The organism is Legionella sp. 39-23 (genome assembly GCF_001897665.1).
Taxonomy (GTDB): domain Bacteria; phylum Pseudomonadota; class Gammaproteobacteria; order Legionellales; family Legionellaceae; genus Legionella; species Legionella steelei.
Genome location: NZ_MKTO01000018.1, coordinates 40,945 through 60,059 on the forward strand (window position 1 = coordinate 40,945; position 19,115 = coordinate 60,059).

Genomic DNA, 19,115 nt, shown 5'->3' on the forward strand with positions numbered 1-19,115 from the left:
AATGCGACAAATTGTTTTGGATACGGAAACTACAGGTATTGGACACGAACATGGACATCGTGTTATCGAAATTGGTTGTGTGGAACTATTTGATAGAAAATTAACAGGGAAGCATTTTCATGTGTACCTTAACCCACAACGTCAGGTTGATGAGGGCGCTTTTCGTGTCCATGGAATTAGTAATGAATTTTTACAGGACAAACCATTATTTGAAGACAAAGCGGAGGAGTTTTGGGAGTTTATTGTTGGTGCAGAGTTAATCATTCACAATGCCCCGTTTGACGTAGGCTTTTTAAATTCCGAACTAAAACTGATTCAATGGAACAAAAAATTAGAAAATTTTTGTACTATTATTGATACTTTAGTTTTAGCCCGCGATAAATATCCTGGACAGCGAAACAGTTTAGATGCCTTATGTAAACGATTTGGAATAGATCATTTCAATCGGGACTTGCATGGCGCTTTGCTTGATGCTGAGATTCTTGCTTATGTTTATTTGGCTATGACCGGTGGTCAAACCAGTTTATTTGCTGAGGTTGAAGAAACATCAATTCATACTAAGACCAAAGTACAAGAGGTGGCAGCACTTAATTTGATAAATCCTATAGTTTTACCGGCAAATACCGAAGAGATTGAATTGCATCAAGATTTTGTGGGATTTCTGAGTAAGAAATCGGGAGTGAATCATTGGGAAGAGAATTGATTTTATTAAGTTAGATTTCACACTCAATTCAAACTCATTTCTTCCCAATACTATTTAGATCTAACTTTTAGGAATTAGGTATTTTATTGCAAAATCTTTACCAATACATTCACCTAGTGATTTTCCCCAAACAGCTGCACTGTCGTCATTGATTTTATCAGGAATACTGCCATACAGTTGTTGTTGGCACTTACTGACACTATCAGGAATTGCTGCGACGCACTGGTCATAGCTCATTTTGATGTCATCAAGTCGTTTTTTTAACTGAGGGTCATTTTCGAATCCTTTACATATAAGATCGGGCAATAATGGTGTCACTGATTTTAGCCAACTATCTTTCGATATTTCCGAGCTTCCAGGTGCAGCACCGGTATTACTAGTACTTTTAGCATTGGGGCTTGTAGTGCTAGTACTAGTTGATTTATCTTCAGCATTTGCAGTGAAAGAAATAAGTGTACATCCTAAAAACACATATAAAGCTGCATGCAATTTTTTAGTCATGATTGAATACCTTTTATAATCACCTCATTGAAATAGTAGAACATATATTGCTAAATTGCTTAAAAATAATTTGTTTTGATTAAAAAATAAACTAAAATGAAAATGACGATGGATAAATATTTAGGAATTATTATGGAAAAACAAAGTTCTATTTTATCACCATTAGTTTATTTTTTATTCGTTCCCTTATTCCTTTTTCTTTTCTGTTCTTCCTCTGCTTTAGCGAATACGTTTGTTTTCAACCCAAATACGCTGACGTGGAAAGCTATTGATTCAAATGGAAAAGTAGTACGTACTGGAAAAGGATCTGGAGGCAGACGATATTGTCCAGACATACATCGAGGATGCAAAACTCCAATTGGCGTTTTTACTGTTTGGAGTAAAGGAGGAGCAGGTTGTAAATCCTCTCGTTATCCTGTAGGTAGGGGGGGCTCGCCAATGCCTTATTGTATGTTTTTTACCAAATATTATGCGGTACATGGTTCTTATGAAGTGCCAAATTATAATGCGAGCCATGGTTGTATACGAGTGCATCCAAGTGATGCTTATTGGTTAAGTAAGAATTTTATCAGAATAGGAACAAAGGTTGTTGTTAAACCTTACTGATTTTAACCACATCATCCCGGGCTATGCTCAGGTTGATGTGGAAGTACAAATTTTAATGAAAATTATTTTAATAATCATCTTCATCATCAATGCTAAATGATGAGCCACATCCACAAGTAGTTTTTGCATTTGGATTACGAATAACAAACTGTTCGCCTTGTATGCCTTGAACATAATCAATTTCAGCATCATGCAGGTATTGATAACTCATTGAATCAACGAGAAGTTTAACTGAGGATACACCATCTGAGCATTGTTGAATCACTACGGTATCATCTTCATTGATTTCTTCATCAAAACTAAATCCATACTGAAATCCTGAGCAGCCTCCGCCTGTAATTGAGACGCGTAGATTTAAATTTAAATTATCTTCTTCTTTTATTAACTCAGCTACTTTGTCTGCTGCGCTTACAGAAAAGCGGATGTCACTGGTAGTAGGGGATATATTAATAGCAGCCATTTTAACTCCGGTTGTTTAATCCTAGAAAAATAAGTAGGTCTTAACTGTTTTTTTCTAGGGTAATACAATTATAACGTAATTATCTAATAATTTGTTCAATAGTAGCGCCACCCAGGCACTGGTTTTTATCATAAAAAACCACGTATTGTCCTGGAGTAACTGCTCTTTGCGGGTTTGAAAACATGACATAATGCTGGTCTTCATTTTGAGGCGAAATCATGCAGCCTTGTTCTGCCTGTCTATATCGTGTTTTAGCATAACAGGTAAGCGGTAATTTATCCTGGCAATCAGCTAACCAATGGATTGGACCACATATCAGGCCTTGTGCATATAGCCTGGGATGTTGGCTGCCTTGAGCAACATACAAAGTATTTGTAGCTACTTCTTTATCGACCACATACCAAGGATCATCTGTCGAATTTTGTAAGCCACCAATTCCCAGTCCTTGTCGTTGGCCTAAGGTATAAAACATTAAGCCATCATGTTTTCCTAGGGTTTTGCCATCCGTGCTTTTTATTTCACCTGGTCGCGCTAAAATAAATTCTTGCAAGAAAGATTTAAACCTTTTTTCACCAATAAAACATATGCCAGTTGAGTCTTTTTTGGCTTGGGTTACTAAACCCAGTTTTTTAGCAAACTCTCTAATTTCTGGTTTCGTGTAATCTCCGATAGGAAACAACGTTTTGGCCAAGGCTTTAGGGGCTACTGCATGCAAAAAATAGGTTTGATCTTTATCACGGTCTTTTGCTTTATATAAAAACCCGATATCACCCTCAATTTTATTTTTAGCATAATGTCCTGTTGCAATGTAATCCGCACCAAGTGTTAACGCATGATTTAAAAAAGCGTTAAATTTGATTTCTTTATTACATAACACATCAGGATTAGGTGTTCGTCCTTTTTCATATTCATTTAAAAAATGCGTGAACACTCTTTGCCAATATTCTTCGGAAAAATTAACTGTATGCAGCGGAATACGCAATTGATTACACACAGCTTGAGCATCAGCAAGATCTTGCGCTGCGGGACAGAATCCATCTTGATCATCTTGTTCCCAGTTCTTCATGAACAAGCCTTCAACTTGATAGCCTGCTTCTTGCAATAACCAGGCTGCAACGGAGGAATCAACACCTCCAGACATTCCAACAATAACTTTAGCTTTCATAAAATTGAGATACCGCTTAAAATTCTAATTTTCAAAAATCGTAGCTTGAATGTAGCAAAGCAAAACTTGGGGAATCCATAAGTCTTGATTAAACCTTAGGTTTTACTTCGATGCATTTAGACTACGACTCTGATAATTTATATAAAAATATAACCCTTTAGGATACGATAATAATGCTGCATTTACAAGAAATGGTTAAACACGGCCAGCAAACTAAGACAGTAATGCTTAGTGAACGTTTGCCAAATTATATTACTACTTCCTGTCCACTTGAGGTGACTTATCATGTTGAAGCAAAAGAAGATTTTTATCTGATTAACCTTCATGTTAAGGGGGATCTACCTCTTCAATGCCAGCGTTGTCTAGACGAATTTAATTTTCCATACGATAATATGACTGTAATTGCTGTATGTCGTAACGATGAGAGGGCAGAGCAGATACTAGAACATTATGAATGTATTGTTTCTGAGAATTTGCAAGTGAGTTTGGAAGACATTTTAATTGATGAGTTACACCTCTACGCGCCACAGTTTCATCCTGAAATTAATGATTGCAGCAGTGAAATAAACCAAATTTTAGCGGGAAAAAATGAATTTTATTGAAATTTTATCTAATTAACACTAATATTCCCGCTTTATGAATGCAATTTGTTTAGGAGTAATACAATGGCCGTACAACAAAATAAAAAATCACGCTCACGTCGTGATATGCGTCGTTCACACGATGCTTTAACAAAGCCGACACTTTCTGTAGATTCTACTACTGGTGAAACACATCGTCGTCATCATATGACTGAAGATGGTTATTACCGTGGTAAAAAAGTTATTGATACTGATACTGTTTACGAAGAAAAAGAGTAATTTTCTTGAAAAATATCACCATTGCCATTGATGCGATGGGTGGGGATCATGGCTTAAGTGTCGTGGTTCCTGCCTGTATTCGCGCAGCAAATAATAATCCTAATTTGAAACTCATTCTTGTTGGAGTTCAGGATAAGATTCATGCTTTTTTAAAAAAGCATGATATGGCTTCTTCAAATCAATTTTCTATAGTGCATGCTTCTGAAGTGGTGGCTATGGATGAATTGCCTTCACATGCTTTGCGCAATAAAAAAAATTCTTCTATGCGTGTAGCCATTAATTTGGTGAAAGAGGGAACGGCACAGGCTTGTGTGAGTGCTGGGAATACTGGCGCTCTTATGGCTACCGCGCGCTATGTTTTAAAAACTTTACCCGGAATTGATAGGCCCGCAATTGTTTCTGAATTGCCAACCATGCGTGGTCGAACATGGGTTATCGATTTGGGGGCTAATGTTGATTCATGTGCAGAACATTTATTTCAGTTTGCAGTTATGGGATCCGCATTAGTGCAAGCAGTAGCAAATAAACCCAAGCCTAAAATTGCCTTATTAAATATTGGCGTGGAAGAAATGAAGGGAAATGATCAGGTAAAACGTACGGCACACATGCTCGCTGAATGCGATGTTATGAACTATGTGGGCTATGTAGAAGGTGATCATTTTTATACTGGAGAAGTAGACTTGGTTGTCTGCGATGGTTTTGTGGGTAATGTTGCTTTAAAGGCGAGTGAAGGCCTTGCAAAGTTTTTTGTGAGTTTACTCATGGAGTCATTTAGCAAGAATTGGTATACCAAACTTTCTGCTTTAATTGCACGTCCAGCATTAAGACACCTTAAGAAACGCTTTGATCCTTCGCGTTATAACGGCGCAAGTATGCTCGGATTAAATGGTATTGTTGTTAAAAGCCATGGTGGTGCTAATGAGTTAGGATTTCAACACGCTATTGAGCAGGCAGCTCTTGAAGCTGAAAATAACGTGGTTGATCTAGTGCGTGCCCAAATAAATGATTTTATAAATCAGGGATTGCTGTTATGAAAAATGCTGTAATAAGTGGTACTGGAAGTTATATTCCTGAAAAACAACTTACAAACCTTGAACTTGAATCAATGCTGGAAACTAGTGATGAGTGGATTGTCTCTAGAACTGGGATCAGCAGTCGTAGTATTGCACAACCTTATGAAACTACTTCATATATGGCTTCCAAAGCAGCTGAACAGGCATTAAATGCTTCAGGTTTGGATGCTGATGAAATTGATTTAATATTAGTTGCCACCTGTACGCCAGATCATTTTTTCCCAGGAGTTGCTTGCTATGTGCAACATGCTTTAAAGATTAAGCGTCCGATACCTGCTTTTGATGTTGGTGCTGCATGCAGTGGTTTTGTATATGTCATGGATATTGCAAAACAGTATATTACATCTGGGGCAGCCAAACATATTCTTGTTATTGGTAGTGAAAGCATGTCCAGAGCCGTAGATTGGACTGACCGTGCAACGTGTGTTCTATTTGGCGATGGTGCAGGGGCAGTGGTTTTGAGTGTTAGCGACAAGCAAGGCATCATGGGTAGTGTGTTACACTCCTCTTACGATGCAGAAAAATTACTAAACCTGAGTAACGCAACATTTGATCATCAACGTGCTACGATTAGTATGCGTGGTAACGAGGTTTTTAAAATTGCTGTTAAAATTATGGGTGATGTTGTTGATGAAGTTTTAGAAGCCAGTCATTTGAAAAAATCAGATATTCAATGGCTGATTCCTCATCAAGCAAATATGCGTATCATTCAAGCAATCGCTAAAAAACTTGACCTTCCTATGTCACAAGTAGTTGTTACTATTGGTAGCCAAGGTAATACTTCGGCTGCGTCTATTCCTTTGGCCCTGGATCATTCTATTCGAACCAATCAGATTAAAAGAGATGAGTTATTATTGATTGAGTCGTTTGGTGGTGGAATGACTTGGGGAGCAATGGTAATTCGCTATTAATTAAATGAGTCATTTTTTTGCATTAAACTTTTAGTTCGGAGCTATTTTTAAGATGGTAAAAGCAGCATTTGTATTTCCTGGGCAAGGTTCACAATCAGTGGGTATGTTAGCTGATTTTGAGTTGCAGTACCCTGTTGTTGTTAAGGCGTTTGCAGAAGCATCTGAAGCAGTAGGTTACGATCTATGGAAGCTTGTGCAACAAGGGCCTGAAGATAAGCTAAATCAAACGGAGCATACACAAGTTGCAATGCTTACGGCTGATGTTGCTGTGTATAGAGTATTGATGCAACATGGTGTTGTTCAACCTATGATTATGGCAGGCCATAGTCTTGGTGAATATGCTGCCCTGGTTTGTGCTGATGCATTATCATTGTTTGATGCTGCATGTTTGGTAGCACGTAGAGGACAAGTAATGCAAAATGCTGTCCCTCTAGGCTTGGGTGCTATGGCGGCAATCGTTGGTTTAACCGATGAGCAAGTAAAAGCTTTATGCGAGCAAGCCAGCCAAGAAAACGAGGTAGTCACTCCAGCAAATTATAATGCGATTGGCCAAGTTGTTGTAGCAGGGCATACTCCGGCGGTTACTCGAATAATTGGCTTGGCTGAAGATGCTGGTGCACGACTTGCTAAAGTGATTCCGGTAAGTGTTCCTTGTCATTGTCCTTTATTGTCTGAGGCTGCGGAGTCTTTTGCTGAGTATCTCGCTAAAATTGAATTCAATACTACAAAAACAGATGTTGTAAGTAACGTAGATTTAAGTATTTATAATTCGGCACAACATATTCGCAAACAATTAAAAGAGCAGCTATACAGCCCTGTGCGTTGGGTCGAAACGATTCAGCTCTTTAAAAACAGTGGTGTTGAGCTTGTTCTAGAGTGTGGGCCAGGAAAAGTACTGAACGGATTAGTTAAAAGAATTGATAGAAGCTTAAATACTCTTAGTGTTTACGATACTATTAGTTTAGAACAGCTTGAAGAGCAATTTGCATAGTCTGAGTGTATTGATTGACGCTTTGATATAGGGCGGGCATAACGCGTATATTCAATCTGAACTGTGCTCAGTCTATAAGAAATAAACATCTTCTATAGAGGAAAATAAATGACAAGTCTAGAAGGAAAAGTTGCCTTAGTAACAGGGGCAAGCCGAGGAATAGGTCAGGCTATAGCTCTTAAATTAGCGCAACAAGGTGCTTTTGTTTTTGGTACAGCTACTACAGAGCAAGGTGCTCAATCAATAAATGCTTATTTTGAGCAAGAAAAATTATCTGGCAAGGGACTTGTTCTGGATGTTACTAATTCAGCGCAAATAGAAAAAGTAATTGGCGAATTAACTCAAGAGAATCAATCTCCTTCAATATTAGTCAATAATGCAGGGATCACATCAGATAATTTACTGCTGCGTATGGATGATGACGAATGGTATAAAGTTATTGAAACAAATTTGAATTCAATATACAAAATGTCTAAAATTTGTATAAAACCCATGTTTAGAGCACGATGGGGACGAATTATTTCTATTGGGTCAGTAGTTGGTTCAAGTGGGAATTCAGGGCAGGTAAACTATACTGCAGCAAAAGCCGGTATTGTTGGTTTTAGTAAGTCCTTGGCGCAAGAAGTTGGAAGCCGGGGGATTACCGTTAATGTTGTTGCACCTGGTTTCATTGATACCGACATGACTGCAGCTTTACCTGATATGGTAAAGGACGAAATGTTAAAAAGAATTCCTATGCGAAAGCTGGGAGAGCCTAGTGATATAGCTGAAGCAGTAGCTTTTTTAGCATCAGAAAGCGCTAAATATATCACTGGTGAAACAATTCATGTCAATGGCGGCATGTATATGGATTAAATGCACTTGCGTTATCTGTATAAATGAATAAACTATACCACTTCCATTTAACTTTGGTTGTTTGGTGTTTGAATTGCTTCTAAGTTAAGTGATTGATTGGGTTGAAAATGATGGCTAAATGGATGTTTATCCGGTTAGCTATTTGAAGCGAATGGAGTGACCTAACTACGGTTAAGCAATCAAAGTTAAGTGGAAGTTGTATGTTAAATAATCTGGAATTTTTTTAAATTTCTATCAACCGAAAGAGGAAAATCAAGTTATGAGTACAGTTGAAGAGCGTGTTCGCAAAATTGTTGTTGAGCAGTTAGGCGTTAAAGAAGAAGAGTTAAAGAACGATGCATCATTTGTTGATGATTTAGGTGCAGATTCTTTAGATACTGTGGAATTAGTTATGGCTCTCGAAGAAGAATTTGAAACAGAAATTCCTGATGAAAAAGCTGAAAAAATCACCACGATTCAAGAAGCGATTGATTATATTGAATCTAATTTAAATAAAGAAGAAGCATAATCATTTGCTTTTGTCTCTTCCTCTCCTGCGTATGCGGGAGATGGATGGGCGTTGTTTTACGAGGAGCCTTCATTGAATAAGCGGCGTGTAGTAATTACTGGCATGGGGATGATTACCCCTGTTGGGCTTAATGTAGAAGAAACTTGGCAGAATATATTAGCTGGTGTAAGTGGTGTTGTTTTGGCAGATGAGTTCGATGCCAATGAATACAGTACTCGAATCTGGGCTAAGGTTAAGAATTTTAATATTGAGAACTATGTCCCGCTTAAAGATGCTCGGAAAATGGATGTGTTTACCCAGTATGGTGTTGCGGCAGCAGATGAAGCAATGCTGGATTCAGGTTTGAAGATTGATGCGAATCTATCAAATCGTATAGGTGTAGCTGTTGGTGCAGGTATCGGCGGCATCCAAACAATTACCAATAATCAAGACAAGCTGGTGGCAGGTGGACCTCGAAAGGTTTCTCCATTTTTTATCCCAGCAGGCATCATTAATATGGTTGCTGGGCAGATTTCAATAAGACATCAGCTCAAAGGGCCTAATATTTCCGTTGTTACTGCGTGTACTACGGGTACGCATAATATTGGGCTTGCTGGGCGAATGATTGCTTATGGTGATGCTGATGTTATGGTATGTGGTGGGGCTGAAATGACCTTAACCCCACTATGTTTAGCAGGATTTTCTGCTGTGCGTTCTTTATCTAAGCGTAACGATGAGCCTGAAAAGGCATCAAGACCTTTTGATAAAGATAGAGATGGTTTTGTTATGGGTGAGGGTGCTGGTATTCTTATTTTAGAAGAGTATGAACACGCTAAAGCCCGTGGCGCGAAAATTTATGCCGAACTTGTAGGTTTTGGCATGTCGGGTGATGCTTTCCATATAACTGCTCCTGATGATGATGCAGATGGTGCTGCTCGTGCGATGGAAGCGGCCATACATGATGCAAGCATTGACCCAGAGCAAGTTGATTATATCAATGCGCATGGTACTTCTACTTATCTTAATGATTTGAATGAAACAAAAGCCATTAAACGTGTGTTTAAACAACATGCTTATGATTTGGCTGTAAGTTCTACAAAATCAATGACAGGTCATTTATTAGGTGCTGCTGGTGCTGTTGAGGCAATATTTAGTGTTTTAGCACTCAGAGATCAAATTGCTCCTCCAACTATTAATTTGGATAATCCTGATGAAGGATGTGATTTGAATTATGTACCATATACACCTCAAAAAAGAGCTATTAATTATGTTCTGAGCAATTCACTTGGTTTTGGTGGAACAAATGGTAGCTTGTTATTTAAGCGGATCTAAATGACATTTCCAAGACATAAAAAACTGATAGTTTATGTACTAATACTGTTTTTTATGTCTTTTGTTCTTTTCTTTTTTAGTACTTATATTCAGTTAGCAAAGCCTCTTATTCCCAAAGAAGGCTCACCAGTGATTATCACACTTGACCGAACTGCTACAGCATCACAATTTGTAAAAACGCTGAAAGAAAAAAATCTAATCCATTCTAGTTCCGCATTGCTCATTATGATTCGTTCTTCTGGTTTGTCATCCCAACTCAAGGCGGGTGTATACCAAATCATGCCGGGTGAAACTGCAATGCAGTTTGTACATCGAGTTGTGGCAGGAGATGTCTTAACTCAAAATTTTACAATTATTGCTGGTACTACCCAACAAAAAATTTCTCAGGATTTGGCAAAAGCGGCATATTTAAATTATCGTCCCGAAGATTGGAGTTCAATTAAGGACAATCATACTAATGCTGAAGGATTATTGCTTGCTGATACTTATCAATATCGTGGTGGAAGTAGCGGCGCGAATTTATTAGAACACGCCCATCGTAATTTAATTGACTATTTGAATCAGAGTTGGACTAATAGAGCGCCCAATTTACCCTATAAAACCCCCTATGAATTACTTACAGCTGCTTCAATTATTGAAAAAGAAACAGCTATTCCACAAGAACGTAAGTTAATTTCTGGTGTAATGGTTAATCGATTGAATAAAAAAATGCCGTTGCAAATGGATCCTACTGTCATTTATGGCTTGGGTTCTGCATATAAAGGAAAGCTATCTCATAATGATATGCTGATTGATTCACCCTATAATTCCTATCATTATAGAGGTTTGCCACCAACGCCTATTGCTATGGTTGGTAAAGAAGCTTTGGATGCTGCAGCCCATCCTCAACTTTCCAACTACCTATATTTCGTTGCGAAAGGAGATGGTACACATCAATTTTCTGAAACGTATCAACAACAAAAACAAGCAATTAATCAATATAAACGCAAGGATCTCTAATGTCATCTTTAGCTGGGAAGTTAATTGTTATTGAAGGATTAGAAGGTGCTGGTAAATCTACTGCAATAAATACAGTGACCGAACTTCTCGAAAAAAGACAAATCCAGACCCTAACCACTCGAGAGCCAGGTGGCACAATAATAGGGGAGATTTTGCGTGATCTGATTAAAAATCCTAAATATCGAGAAGTTTTAGATGACCGCAGTGAATTATTATTGCTTTATACCGCGAGAATTCAGCTTATTGAAGAGGTTATTAAGCCTGCTTTAGCTCAAGGAATTTGGGTTATTGCAGACCGTTTCGAACTTTCAACTATGGCATATCAAGGTGGAGGACGAGGATTGGACCAAGAGATTATCCATCAGTTATCTTCTTTTGCGCTTAGGGGATTTAAACCGAATTTGACTTTATATTTGGATATTAGTCCCGAAGAAGGAATGCTGCGTGTTAAGTCCAGAGGAGAGTTTGATAGGATTGAACAACAATCAATTGATTTTTTTCATCGTGTCCATGAACGCTACATACATCATGTTCAAGCGGATCCAAATGCAGTAACTATTGATGCACGAGGCTCTTTAAATGAAGTGCAACAAGCAATTCAATGTACAATGAACGAATTTATTGGGCATCAATGATGAGCCATTTGAATGACCTATCTAGATGTTCATCATCGGAGCAAGAAAACACATATCAAACACAATGGAATCAGCTACAATCTGCATGGGTCAATAATCGTATTTCACAATCTATGTTATTTGTTGGCTCGTTTGACTCTTCTTTTATGGCCTTGGTAAATAAATTAACTCAGCTGGTTTTCTGTAAAAATGAAGACAATGGGCTTCATTCGAAACCCTGTTTTGCCTGTGCTGATTGCCAAATGGTTGTACGCGGCGAGCATCCAGATGTGACGTGGGTTAAGCCTGAAAAAAGTGGCGGTGCAATTAAGATTGATCAGATACGAGAATTACAAAATGATGCTTATTTAACACCCCAGCGCACTAAATATCGTTTGATTGTTATTGAGTCTGCTGAGCGAATGAATACCTCTGCTGCTAACTCATTATTAAAAATTTTGGAAGAACCTCCACCACAGACAATATTTTTGCTTTTGGCACAGCAACTAAGTACTTTATTGCCTACAGTCTTAAGCCGATGCCAAATAGTACGTTTTGTGTCATACAACGAGACGACGGCGATTAATTATCTGCGATTGGCTGAGTCCTATCCAGAAGAGTCTGAACAAGCAATGATTATAAAACAGTCAGAATTTATTTTAGATGGTTTAATAGCGGTAATAGAGCAAAAAGCGCATCCAAGTAGTATTGCTGGCCAATGGAGCCAGTTTGATTTAGGGACATTACTTTGGTTTCTGTATTTAGTTTATGCACAAATACACATGATGCAAATCAATAAGCCGGCCGATCTTGACTCAATTGTACCGCAGTTGCATTGTTTAATGTCTTTATTAAATCCCATAATGATTTTTTCTCAAATTGATAAAATAAATACATTACGACGAAAATTAAGCCATAATATGAGTGTAAATCAAACTTTGGCACTGGAAGACTTATTGTTAACAATATGCAGTGAATCTAGGGGCTGAGCGCTTTCTCATAATCAAGCGACATGTAGAATGCTTTGGTTTTATGAAGTCCAGAATGTTTAAGGAAAATATATGATGGATACAATACAACAAATCAATTGCTCATTTCTGACTGAGTCAGCTCTTTATGCCGCGTATATGCCTTTTGTCAAAGGAGGAGGCTTGTTTGTCCGCACTAAAACAAATTATCCATTTGGCTCGGATGTTAAACTACTGATCAAATTAATGGATGAAGATGAATTCTATGTTGTCGATGGTAAAGTAATCTGGATTACACCTAATGGCGCACAGGGAAATAAAGTACCAGGAATAGGAGTGCAATTTATCGGTGAAAACAGCCGCTATTTATGTAATAAAATAGAGACCTATTTAGCTGGCATGTTAAAATCCTCCCAAATTACAGATACAATTTAAGAGGCCATCTATGTTAGTTGATTCGCATTGTCATTTAAACTTTCTCGATCTGACTGATTTTAATAACGACATGGCCAATGTTTTGGCACAAGCAAAAGCGAATGATGTGCAGCATTTTTTATGCGTTTGTGTCGAATTAAATGATTACCCCCAATTAGAAAAACTTGCTTTAGAATACTCTAATATTAGTATTTCGGTAGGTATTCATCCTAATACAGAAATGGATGTTCCAATTACGTCAAAAATACTGTGTGAATTGGCAGAGAATCCAGCATGTATTGCAATAGGTGAAACAGGATTGGATTATTATCGAACCCATACCGATGAGGCACGAGAAGTGCAACGTAGTCGATTTAAAGAGCATATAAAAGCGGCGCTAAAGTCTGCAAAACCATTGATTATTCATACACGTCAGGCAGCAGAGGATACAATACGCTTAATGGCAGAAGAGCACGCACAACAAATTGGTGGTGTAATGCATTGCTTTGCTGAAAGTTTAGAGATTGCACATCAGGCCATGGATTTGAATTTTTATATTTCATTTTCGGGAATTGTTACTTTTAAAAATGCAACGGCACTTCAAGATGTAGCCCGGAAAATACCTCTGGATCGAATACTCATTGAAACGGACTCACCTTATTTAGCGCCGGTACCTTATCGTGGCAAACAAAATCATCCCGCGCTAGTAAAACATGTGGCAGAAGCCATAGCTGAACTTCGTGGCATATCCTATGAAGAAATAGCTGAAATTACTACGAATAACTTTTATACTTGTTTCAAATTGTAGGTATATCGATATGTAGCCTGGCTACATCGCGGCCAGTTATCTGTCTTTAATGTTTTCAATTGGGGATCAAAATAATGACTTTGTACATAGGCTTAATGTCTGGGACAAGCATGGATGGTATTGATGCTGCGCTGGTTGATGTGTCAAAAAATACACTGCTTTATGGGATCACTAATAAGTACAGTGATGAAGTGAAAGCACGTATGGATAGGTTGCTTAAGGGGGACGGTGTTAGTTTGGCTTCTATGTGTCAACTTAATACATTAATTGGAAGAGAATTTGCTTATGTAGTAAATGAATTATTGGAGAAAGCAAAATTATCAGCCAGTGATATTTCTGCTATCGGCAGTCATGGTCAAACAGTGTGTCATAATACAAGTTGCGATATTCCATATACGCTACAGCTAGGATGTGCTCATACTATTTCAACATTAACAGGGATTACGGTTGTTGCAGACTTTAGGACGCGTGATCTAGTTCTGGGCGGACAAGGGGCTCCTTTTGCGCCAATTTATCATCGGAAGTTATTTAATGACGGAAATCACCATATAGCTGTAGTGAATGTTGGTGGTATTAGTAATGTTACGTTTATTAATGCAAATGAACCAATTAGAGGTTGGGATATAGGACCTGGAAATTGCTTAATGGATGCCTGGATCATGAAACAGCAGGGCGATGATTATGATGCTGGTGGGGCATGGGCGCAGCAAGGTAAGATTATTGTTCCTCTTCTGGATGCATTACTATCCGATTCGTTTATTACATCCGCAGTGCCCAAAAGCATTGGAAAAGAATATTTCTCTTTATTATGGCTAGAAGACTATCTAAAAGAAGAATATAAAGCGGTAGATGTACAAAAAACACTGCTTGCATTTACTGCCCAAACTATTGCGAATACCATCTTAAACGAACGACAACAGGTTGAAACAATATACTTGTGCGGTGGAGGAACCCATAACCTCGCGCTTTTGCATATGCTTAGGGAATTACTGACCAAAATCAGTGTAAAAAGCATCGCTGAAGTGGGTATTAGTCCTGATTATTTAGAAGCGATGATGTTTGCCTGGCTGGCTGCACAAACGATAAACCAAGTTCCAGTAGATTTAAGTACGATTACTGGATCTCAACAACCCGCAATTTTGGGTGCTATTTATCCAGTGACAAAGATCTAATCCCCTTTCCGAGAGGTTAGGCAGAGAATTCCTTTGTCAAATTAATCTAACACACTGTTCTGTATTAAGATCATATTGACAAAATAAATATGTATAAGCTTAAATGTGGAATTTCAAACGGAGTGAACTTAAGTTGAGCGCAAATTATATTAAAAAAACACCTCAAGAAGTAGGTACGAGCCTCGTGACTGCTTATTTTATATTTTTCCTGGCAGCATCATTTTATTTATATGAATTTATTCTACAAGTGGCCCCTAGTGTTATGGCTGAGCCCATGATGAAAACGTTCGGGGTTACAGGTGAAGGGTTTGGGTTTATCTCCGCTTTTTATTTTTATGCCTATGCACCAACTCAATTGCCCGCAGGAGTATTGTACGATCGCTATGGTCCCCGTAAATTAATGACTTTTGCAATTATCTTATGTGCTCTAGGCTCTGCATTTTTTGCATCAACGGATAGTGTGTTTACTGCGTGTATTGGTAGATTCCTTATTGGAATTGGCTCCGCATTTTCTTTTATTGGAGTATTAGTTCTTTTATCACGATGGTTTCCTCCTCATTATTTCGCTATTTTAGCAGGTGTTGCTCAATTGATGAGCTCAGTAGGTGCTATGTTTGGGGAAATGCCTTTGGCTTTCCTCATCCAAGGTGTTGGCTGGAGGAATGCAAGCTTTATTTTAGCAGTTATCGGCTTTATTTTGGCTGCATTTTTCTGGATGTATATTCGAGATTATCCGCATCAGCAAAATCAAACAGCACCAGAACATTACCTACGTGATGAATGGAAACGACTTGTTGCTGTATGCAAACATGGTTATACCTGGATAATTGGCGGTTATGCTTTTGCGATATGGACACCAATTGCAGTTTTTGCGGCACTTTGGGGTGTGCCTTATTTACAGGAAAAATTCCAGATCAGCGTGGTCGCTGCTTCAGGACTATGCAGTATGATTTGGATTGGAATCGGGGTGGGTAGTCCTTTATTGGGATGGCTTAGTGATAAAATTAAGAGCCGTCGTGTCGCTCTGATTATCAGTGCAGTTTTAGGCTTATGTTCAACCTTAGTTCTATTGTACTGGCCAGGATTAACTTATGGATGGGCACCCTTTACATTGTTTGTATTAGGTTTAGGAGCCGGTGGACAAACAGTTAGCTTTGCAGTGGTTAAAGAAAATAATCCACCCGAGCTCGTTGGTACCGCCTCTGGTTTTAATAATCTTTCTGTATTAATAGGTGGGGCAATATTTCAGCCGTTAGTTGGTTATATATTGCAACATACCAATTCATGGCATTTGGTGAATGGGGTGCACGTATACAGTATTCAAAGCTATCAGATTGCCTTGATGGTAATGCCAATATGCTTTTTAGCCAGTTTGCTGATTGCAAGTTTCCTGTTGAAAGAATCTCATCCGGCACGTCAAAAGGATTAATTCTGTTTTAAAGTTCACCTTTTCAATTGAAGAGGTGAACCTCTCAATCATTCTTCAAATCCAAGCAAAATGACGTAAGCGTTCCGTCATCCTAAGGCATTTACGTTTATGCATCATATTTTATCATTAATGCTCATGGCACATGCTAGTGATTCCTCCTACACTCAGGATGACGTATCTACTTTGTCTTCCTCTGCGATTGTATTTTTTTGAGGTAAAAAAGTTAAAGCTATACATATCAAGAATATTAATTGGATTACGTTACAATAAAGTCCAAAGTGTAGATTACTGTGATTTTTATAGAATAAATTAGCGATCTCTGTTCCTATTGCACCCACAACCATCACGCACAGGCTAACCAACGCAGATGCAGTGCCTTTACTCACAGGGGTTACAAAAAGGCAATATCTATTTAAAGGAGCATTAATCACACTGAGTGCAAAAAAGTAAATGATCATTCCCGGGAGCAAATAATAGTAGGCATTACCATAGAGATAGGGCAGCAAGGAGGTGAGAATTGCTCCCATAACCATAATAATGCAGCCTAGGTAGATGATTTGTTTAATTTTGTACTTATATGTTAATTTGTGTAAAAACCAGTTACCCAAAATGGTTGCCCCAAACACAGGGAGCTGCCAAAGACCATATTGAATCACTGTGAGTTTTGCCTCAACAATCAAAATAATAGGAGCTAAGGCAATCCAAGCAATACATGGGATGCCAACGGTGCCTGCGGCTAATGTCCCAAAACAAAATGCTTTATTAGTAAACAAATCTTTGTAGTTTCGCAATACTTTATTTGCTGAAAATTTTGTTTTTGGTGTGACTTCTCCATTTCTCTTTGTTTGACCAATAGGTTCGGGCATGTATCTCCATAATCCCCATAAGGTAATGAGGGCACCTAGTGCAATGGTCACGAAGATATAACGCCACGAGGTATAATGAATTACTATAGCGCCAGCTAGAGGACCTAATAAAGGAGCAAGAATTGCAACGTTTGCCATAATGGATATCAAACGAATGGCATCCATTTCTTCAAAAATTTCCTGAATTGTGGCATAGCCGATTACGCCAATAAAACATAATCCCATGCCTTGAAAAAAACGTGCGATCAAAAACTGATTCATTGAATTAGAGCTAGCAATAAATAGAGTAAAAATAAAAAATAGAAATGCACCTAGAAGCATCATTGGTCTGCGCCCATAACTGTCAGATATGGGGCCTAAGAAAATTTGTAAACTTGCGCCTCCAAGAATGTAAACACTCAAAGATGTAGCCACTACTGATTCAGGTGCATTAAATGATCGAACTACATGGATCATCCCAGGCATGATCATGTCATTGGCTATATAAGTTAGAAACTCATACATGACAAAAAAACAGGTAAATATCAACGCCTGTTTTTTGGTTATAGGGATCAGGGGTTCGGTCATAGCAAGCCCTTATTGATTAATTTTTTCTTCAAATGTACTGTCTTGTAATGCAGTGACTAAATTTTATATACTCTTTTGATGTTCAATTTTTGCGAAACAATCTTATGAAATGGTATTTTTTTGGTGAAAAAAGCGGCAATCCTAGAGTTAATGAACATTTAATGATCTACATTCTTAGTCTACTCGATCCTAAGTCGCAGTTCAATGCATCACTGGTTAGTCATAAATGGAAAGAGATGACTGAATTAACTCAGAAATATACGAACTTATTACCAACAATTCATCGTATTCCATTGCTTGCAAAAGTCGGATTGGATGTGCTGAGATTAAAATTAATGTCAGGTGGAATGACAAATACTGTTTACAGAGTGCAAATTGAGCCTGATAGGTCTAAATCACTTGTAAAAGTTCCTGGGGTTAATCAAGATCTTATAGAACGTAGTAAACCCAAGCGCTGGGTATTACGAATTCCTGGGGAAGTTTCATCATTTTCGGTATCACGTTTGGATGAAGCAGAAAATGCCCATAAAGCATCGGTTTTGGGACTTAATGTTCCCATCGAATACTTTGCTCCTGATGGATTGCAATTGACTCAATTTATAGAGGGCGTGCAGAGTTTAGATAAAGAAATGTTACAACGAGTCGACATATTAAAAATTCTCGCACAAATGGCAAAAACACTGCATACATCAGAGCGCTTTGACAATGACACGGCTGTTTTCGAACGCAATGAACAGTTATTGGCTCGGCTAAAAGGTAAAAGTTTTGTTTTTCCTGAGAAAACAGGCTTTATAGCAGAGCAGATGCTTGCGTTGAAGAAATTATTTGCCTCTTATCAGGTGGAGGTGAGTCCATGTCATAATGATTCTACACCGTTAAACTATATGATGGCGGTTGTAGGGAAAAAGAAACAGGAAGTGTTCTATCAAATTGATTGGGAGTACTCAAGTAATAATGATTTTATGTGGGACCTTGTTTATTTTGCGATAGAGGGAAAACTGAGTAAAGAGCAAGAGTTGGCTTATTTAACAGAATACTTCGGCAAAGAGCCTACAAATTCGATACTAGCATGGTTTACTGCTTATAAACCGGCTGTTGAGTGGTGGATAACACTTTGGTCATGGACTCAATTGGCAAATGAAGCAAAATCGGTGAGTAAGGAAGCGTACATAAAATTAGGTGCAGAGCGTTATGCAAAAACTTTAGAGCACTTAGAAAGCGAAGAATATCGGGATGCACTTGCTCTTATTGATGCAGATAAGTTGGCGGCATCGTTTGACGGTCATCGACCTTTTACGATCTAGTTGTAGTCAGGGGGCAGCGTAGGTCGGGTC

Annotated in this window: 22 protein-coding genes; 18 read left to right on the plus strand and 4 right to left on the minus strand. The window is 38.3% G+C overall.

Features of this window, described 5'->3' with window-relative positions; all coding sequences use genetic code 11:
- Window position 1: 1 nt before the first annotated feature.
- Window positions 2–703 (plus strand): DNA polymerase III subunit epsilon, encoded by a 702-nt coding sequence (gene dnaQ / locus BGO44_RS07220; RefSeq protein ID WP_273200630.1) that lies wholly within the window; start codon window positions 2–4, stop codon window positions 701–703.
- A 60-nt stretch (window positions 704–763) separates the two neighbouring features.
- Here the strand turns inward: dnaQ and BGO44_RS07225 are convergent, their stop codons facing one another.
- Window positions 764–1,204, minus strand: coding sequence for a hypothetical protein (locus BGO44_RS07225; RefSeq protein WP_058510179.1), 441 nt, complete (start codon window positions 1,202–1,204; stop codon window positions 764–766).
- A gap of 132 nt (window positions 1,205–1,336) precedes the next feature.
- Between BGO44_RS07225 and BGO44_RS07230 the strand changes: the two genes are divergently transcribed.
- On the plus strand, window positions 1,337–1,810 hold the full coding sequence (locus BGO44_RS07230) for a L,D-transpeptidase (protein WP_058511664.1): 474 nt from the start codon (window positions 1,337–1,339) through the stop codon (window positions 1,808–1,810).
- A gap of 67 nt (window positions 1,811–1,877) precedes the next feature.
- On the opposite strand, the gene erpA is transcribed toward BGO44_RS07230, so the two are convergent.
- Window positions 1,878–2,270 carry an iron-sulfur cluster insertion protein ErpA gene (gene erpA, locus BGO44_RS07235; protein WP_058510180.1) on the minus strand — a complete coding sequence of 131 codons (393 nt, stop codon included), beginning with the start codon at window positions 2,268–2,270 and terminating at the stop codon, window positions 1,878–1,880.
- A gap of 79 nt (window positions 2,271–2,349) precedes the next feature.
- Window positions 2,350–3,435 carry a tRNA 2-thiouridine(34) synthase MnmA gene (gene mnmA, locus BGO44_RS07240; RefSeq protein ID WP_273200634.1) on the minus strand — a complete coding sequence of 362 codons (1,086 nt, stop codon included), beginning with the start codon at window positions 3,433–3,435 and terminating at the stop codon, window positions 2,350–2,352.
- Between the two features lie 173 nt (window positions 3,436–3,608).
- Between mnmA and BGO44_RS07245 the strand changes: the two genes are divergently transcribed.
- The 15 genes from BGO44_RS07245 (at window position 3,609) to BGO44_RS07315 (ending at window position 16,348) form a co-directional block, all read left to right on the plus strand.
- Window positions 3,609–4,037 (plus strand): YceD family protein, encoded by a 429-nt coding sequence (locus BGO44_RS07245; RefSeq protein WP_058510182.1) that lies wholly within the window; start codon window positions 3,609–3,611, stop codon window positions 4,035–4,037.
- A 63-nt stretch (window positions 4,038–4,100) separates the two neighbouring features.
- The gene (rpmF, locus tag BGO44_RS07250) at window positions 4,101–4,295 is read left to right on the plus strand and encodes a 50S ribosomal protein L32 (protein ID WP_058510183.1); all 195 of its coding nucleotides are present in this window, start codon (window positions 4,101–4,103) and stop codon (window positions 4,293–4,295) included.
- A 5-nt stretch (window positions 4,296–4,300) separates the two neighbouring features.
- Window positions 4,301–5,329, plus strand: a complete 1,029-nt coding sequence (plsX, locus tag BGO44_RS07255) for a phosphate acyltransferase PlsX (RefSeq protein WP_058510184.1) — start codon at window positions 4,301–4,303, stop codon at window positions 5,327–5,329.
- The gene (locus BGO44_RS07260; protein WP_273200636.1) at window positions 5,326–6,279 is read left to right on the plus strand and encodes a beta-ketoacyl-ACP synthase III; all 954 of its coding nucleotides are present in this window, start codon (window positions 5,326–5,328) and stop codon (window positions 6,277–6,279) included. The genes plsX and BGO44_RS07260 overlap by 4 nt, the downstream gene beginning before the upstream one ends.
- 52 nt (window positions 6,280–6,331) lie before the next feature.
- Complete coding sequence (gene fabD, locus BGO44_RS07265; protein WP_273200638.1) at window positions 6,332–7,270, plus strand: ACP S-malonyltransferase; 939 nt, start codon at window positions 6,332–6,334, stop codon at window positions 7,268–7,270.
- 108 nt (window positions 7,271–7,378) lie between these two features.
- Window positions 7,379–8,125, plus strand: a complete 747-nt coding sequence (gene fabG / locus BGO44_RS07270; RefSeq protein ID WP_058510187.1) for a 3-oxoacyl-ACP reductase FabG — start codon at window positions 7,379–7,381, stop codon at window positions 8,123–8,125.
- 259 nt (window positions 8,126–8,384) lie between these two features.
- On the plus strand, window positions 8,385–8,633 hold the full coding sequence (gene acpP, locus BGO44_RS07275) for an acyl carrier protein (RefSeq protein ID WP_003631752.1): 249 nt from the start codon (window positions 8,385–8,387) through the stop codon (window positions 8,631–8,633).
- A gap of 72 nt (window positions 8,634–8,705) precedes the next feature.
- Window positions 8,706–9,944 carry a beta-ketoacyl-ACP synthase II gene (gene fabF / locus BGO44_RS07280; protein ID WP_058510188.1) on the plus strand — a complete coding sequence of 413 codons (1,239 nt, stop codon included), beginning with the start codon at window positions 8,706–8,708 and terminating at the stop codon, window positions 9,942–9,944.
- Window positions 9,945–10,943 (plus strand): endolytic transglycosylase MltG, encoded by a 999-nt coding sequence (mltG, locus tag BGO44_RS07285; RefSeq protein WP_058510189.1) that lies wholly within the window; start codon window positions 9,945–9,947, stop codon window positions 10,941–10,943.
- The gene (gene tmk, locus BGO44_RS07290; RefSeq protein WP_273200978.1) at window positions 10,943–11,578 is read left to right on the plus strand and encodes a dTMP kinase; all 636 of its coding nucleotides are present in this window, start codon (window positions 10,943–10,945) and stop codon (window positions 11,576–11,578) included. The genes mltG and tmk overlap by 1 nt, the downstream gene beginning before the upstream one ends.
- On the plus strand, window positions 11,545–12,546 hold the full coding sequence (locus BGO44_RS07295; protein WP_273200980.1) for a DNA polymerase III subunit delta': 1,002 nt from the start codon (window positions 11,545–11,547) through the stop codon (window positions 12,544–12,546). The genes tmk and BGO44_RS07295 overlap by 34 nt, the downstream gene beginning before the upstream one ends.
- Window positions 12,547–12,621: 75 nt before the next feature.
- Window positions 12,622–12,960 (plus strand): PilZ domain-containing protein, encoded by a 339-nt coding sequence (locus tag BGO44_RS07300; protein ID WP_273200995.1) that lies wholly within the window; start codon window positions 12,622–12,624, stop codon window positions 12,958–12,960.
- 10 nt (window positions 12,961–12,970) lie between these two features.
- Window positions 12,971–13,747, plus strand: a complete 777-nt coding sequence (locus BGO44_RS07305; protein WP_058510192.1) for a TatD family hydrolase — start codon at window positions 12,971–12,973, stop codon at window positions 13,745–13,747.
- A 74-nt stretch (window positions 13,748–13,821) separates the two neighbouring features.
- Window positions 13,822–14,919 carry an anhydro-N-acetylmuramic acid kinase gene (locus tag BGO44_RS07310; protein WP_273200983.1) on the plus strand — a complete coding sequence of 366 codons (1,098 nt, stop codon included), beginning with the start codon at window positions 13,822–13,824 and terminating at the stop codon, window positions 14,917–14,919.
- 133 nt (window positions 14,920–15,052) lie between these two features.
- A complete protein-coding gene (locus BGO44_RS07315) occupies window positions 15,053–16,348 on the plus strand; it encodes an MFS transporter (RefSeq protein ID WP_058511666.1) in 1,296 nt (431 codons plus the stop codon).
- 164 nt (window positions 16,349–16,512) lie between these two features.
- On the opposite strand, the gene BGO44_RS07320 is transcribed toward BGO44_RS07315, so the two are convergent.
- Complete coding sequence (locus BGO44_RS07320; protein ID WP_058510194.1) at window positions 16,513–17,781, minus strand: MFS transporter; 1,269 nt, start codon at window positions 17,779–17,781, stop codon at window positions 16,513–16,515.
- A 104-nt stretch (window positions 17,782–17,885) separates the two neighbouring features.
- Here BGO44_RS07320 and BGO44_RS07325 point away from each other — a divergent pair, with 104 nt between their 5' ends.
- On the plus strand, window positions 17,886–19,085 hold the full coding sequence (locus BGO44_RS07325; protein WP_273200985.1) for a phosphotransferase family protein: 1,200 nt from the start codon (window positions 17,886–17,888) through the stop codon (window positions 19,083–19,085).
- The last annotated feature ends 30 nt before the right edge of the window (window positions 19,086–19,115 follow it).